Below are 3,244 nucleotides of genomic sequence, written 5' to 3'. Positions count from 1 at the left end.
CGCGCCCGCGCAGGGGCGGCCCTGACCGGCGAATTGCAGCGCGTGGAAGGGGTGGGGCCCAAGACCGCGCGCCTTCTGTGGGACCGCTTCGGCACGTTGGCCGCCATGCGCGCCGCCAGCGAAAAGGAACTGGCGGAGGTGCCGGGCATCGGCCCGCGCCGGGCACGCCAGATACACCAGCGGCTGAAGGAGATGGATACTTCACGCCGCCGCTGACGGGGAGCCAGTCCTTTCTCCCTGCTGCCGCGGCGCCTGCCGGGGTATCCACGGGCAGAGGCCCACAGTCAGGCATTGCCGGACAACCATCCGTTGACGGTTCATTCGGCAGAAGTGTCATCCACCGGCAGTGGAGGGCAGCCTCCCAGACAACCCGCAGTCGCCGCCGGGCGCGTGGTTTCCCCGTGCGTCCCGCAGGTTCCGCGCCCAGGCCCATTGCCTTGCAGCGCAACTTTGCGCAGTATGGGGCCACCATGGAGACTCCGGCGGATTCCCCGCCGCATCCTTATGGACGCGGGAAGCACATGATACGCCTGCTGCACGACCACGCCGGAACCGGCCTTTGCGCGGTGGCCCCCTCGGGCCGCGTGCTCGGCGTAAGCGGACTGTTCCTGCGCGCGTTGGGGCTTGCGTCGCCTCCATCCGGCGCCATGCTGCACGACCTGCTGCCCCTGTCCGAAACCTGCCCCCCCTGCGCGGGTTGGCACTGGCTGCTGGACCTGCCCCCCCATCTGCCCAATCCGCATGACCCGAACGCCCCGCACGCCCCGAACGGGGCAACGGACAACGGGCGGGCGCATGCATCACCACCACGCTCCGCTGGCGTGCGGGGCGGCGTGCTGGTGCGCACCCTGCCGCCAGCCGAGGCCCACGCCATCCCCGGTTGCCCCGCCCTGCACGACCCACGCGACCCTGCTGCCGACACCATCGCAAGGCCCGCCACCCATGCCCGCATCGGGGTGCTGCTGCAACTGCATGCCCCCGGCATGCCGAACCCGCCTGACGGAGGGGAGGGACAGGACGAAGCCGCCGGACCGAAAGGAGCAGCGGGACCAGCTGGACAGAGTGGGCAGGACCCGGCAAGGCTCCCTGACCCGATCAGCCAAAACACGCGCCCCACGCCCATATCCCCCCCAGTGCCGGACGCTCACCTGCGCCAGGCGCTGGACGCGCTGTCCGTGGGTCTGGCGCACGACTTCGGCAACGTGGTGGCCTCCATCCTCGGCTTCGCGGAAATCGCCATCTCGCGTCTGCACGCCGCGCCTGCCACACCGCACGGCACCGACCCCATGGTGCTGCGCAGCCTGGACAACATCATGCTCGGCTGCCAGCGCGCCCGCGAGGTCATCGCCTTTGCCCAGTCCATTGCCGGACGGATGGACCTGAACGCGGAACCGGTCGATCTGCACACCCTGGTCACCGCTTGGTGCGCCGAACTGGCGGGAGACCTGCCCCCCGACGCCCGATGGGCCGTATCCTGCGGCCTGCCCCCGGATCGCCCCACTCCGTCGCCCTCGGCCGGTACTGGCCAATCCGGCGCACTCGGCCAGCCTCCCCCCCCTGACCGGCTTCCGCCGGTACGCGTGGATGCGGCCCGCCTGCGCGAAGCCTTTGCCGAGATATGGCGCAACGCCGCCTGGGCGGTGCAGGACGCGATTCCGGCTCAGGCGCGCACCGCGCAATCGCCGGACGACACGGGCGGTGCTTCCCGGGCATCGTCGGCGCCCCCCGCCCAGACGGCCCCTGATGATGACCCCGCAGGGCGCATCCTGGTGGAAACCACCCTCGCCCCGGCCTCGCCCCGCCTTCCCGGTCGCTGGGTGCGCGTGCGCGTACGCGACACCGGCAAAGGCATGGATGCGGACACCCTGTGCCGCATGCGCGACCCCTATTTTTCCACCAAGGCCCGGCACGAAGGCAAGGGACGCGGCCTGGCCCGCGCCGCTGGCATCGTGCGGGCCCATGGCGGGCGGCTGGAAATCATGGCAGGGCCGGGCCTGGGCTGCATGGTGGACATCCTGCTGCCCGTGGCCGACTGAGCCTGCCCAGGAGCCTGACGCATGGCCAATGTGCTCATCATCGACGACGACGAGCTGTTCTGCGAAATGCTGCGCTCGGCCATGGAAATGGAGGGGCACGCCTCGTCCGCCGCCCATTCGCTGGCGGACGGTGCGCGCCTGCTGGAGCGCGACGTGTTCGACGCCGTGTTCCTGGACGTGCGCCTGCCCGACGGCAACGGCCTGGACATGCTGCCCCGGCTGCGTCACATGGCCAGTCCGCCCGAAATCATCATCGTCACCGCCGCGGGCGACCCGGACGGCGCCGAACTGGCCATCACCGACGGGGCATGGGACTACGTGGAAAAGCCCTCCTCGCTGGAGCAGATGCGCTTTACCCTGGACCGCGCCCTGCGCCACCGCAACCGGCAGTCCCGCCAGCAGCGCCGCCCTCTGGACACCGGCGGCATCGTGGGCGCCAGCCAACGTCTGGCCGCCTGCCTGGAACGGCTGGCCGAGGCGGCCATGGGGGACGCAGCCGTGCTCGTCACCGGAGAAACGGGCACCGGCAAGGAACTGTTCGCCCGGGCCCTGCACCGCAACAGTCGCCGCGCCTCCGGCCCGTTCATAACCCTGGACTGCGCGGCGCTGTCGCGCTCGCTGCTGCACAGCGAACTGTTCGGCTACCAGCGCGGGGCGTTCACCGGCGCCATGGAATCGCGCGCCGGGCTCATCCGCCAGGCGCACGGCGGCACCCTGTTCCTGGACGAGGTGGGGGAGTTGCCGCTGGCCCAGCAAAAGGCCTTTCTGCGCGTGCTTCAGGAGCGGCGGTTCCGGCCCATCGGCAGCAAGGAAGAGGTGGAAAGCGACTTCCGCCTGGTGGCCGCCACCAACCGCAACCTGCCGGACATGGCCGAACGCGGCGCCTTTCGCAAGGATCTGCTGTTCCGCCTGCAAGCCGTGGAACTGCAACTGCCCCCCCTGCGCGAACGCAAGGAAGACATCCGCGAGTTGGTCACTACCCACGCCGCGCGCATCTGCCGCCGCGACGGCATCGGCGCCAAGGGGTTCGACCCGGAAGTGTTCGAGGCACTGGCCGCGCACGACTGGCCCGGCAACGTGCGCGAACTGGTCAACGTGGTGGAGGGGGCGCTGCTGCTGGCCCGCGAGGAGCCGGTGGTGCAACTGGAACACCTGCCCGTGCCGTTGCGCGCCCGCATGGTGCGCCACAGGCTGGCGCCCGGCACGGC

At 70.9% G+C, this 3,244-nt stretch carries 3 protein-coding genes; all 3 read left to right on the top strand.

The window, feature by feature from the left end; genetic code table 11:
- A partial coding sequence (locus FVW27_RS11200; RefSeq protein ID WP_243838370.1) for a helix-hairpin-helix domain-containing protein occupies positions 1-216 on the top strand: 216 nt, incomplete at its 5' end.
- Between the two features lie 305 nt (positions 217-521).
- The gene (locus tag FVW27_RS11195; RefSeq protein WP_167125165.1) at positions 522-2,036 is read left to right on the top strand and encodes an ATP-binding protein; all 1,515 of its coding nucleotides are present in this window, start codon (positions 522-524) and stop codon (positions 2,034-2,036) included.
- A 21-nt stretch (positions 2,037-2,057) separates the two neighbouring features.
- Positions 2,058-3,244, top strand: a 1,187-nt coding sequence (locus FVW27_RS11190; protein ID WP_167125163.1) for a sigma-54-dependent transcriptional regulator, incomplete at its 3' end; no start/stop codon positions are given.

Source organism: Nitratidesulfovibrio liaohensis (genome assembly GCF_011682075.1).
GTDB classification, from domain to species: domain Bacteria; phylum Desulfobacterota; class Desulfovibrionia; order Desulfovibrionales; family Desulfovibrionaceae; genus Cupidesulfovibrio; species Cupidesulfovibrio liaohensis.
The sequence above is the reverse complement of the archived record's forward strand: the minus strand, read 5'-3'. Positions and strand labels throughout refer to the sequence as shown.

Coding starts and splice junctions, on each gene's coding strand:
- FVW27_RS11195 (WP_167125165.1), top strand. CDS start 522: ATGATACGCCTGCTGCACGACCACGCCGGAACCGGCCTTTGCGCGGTG.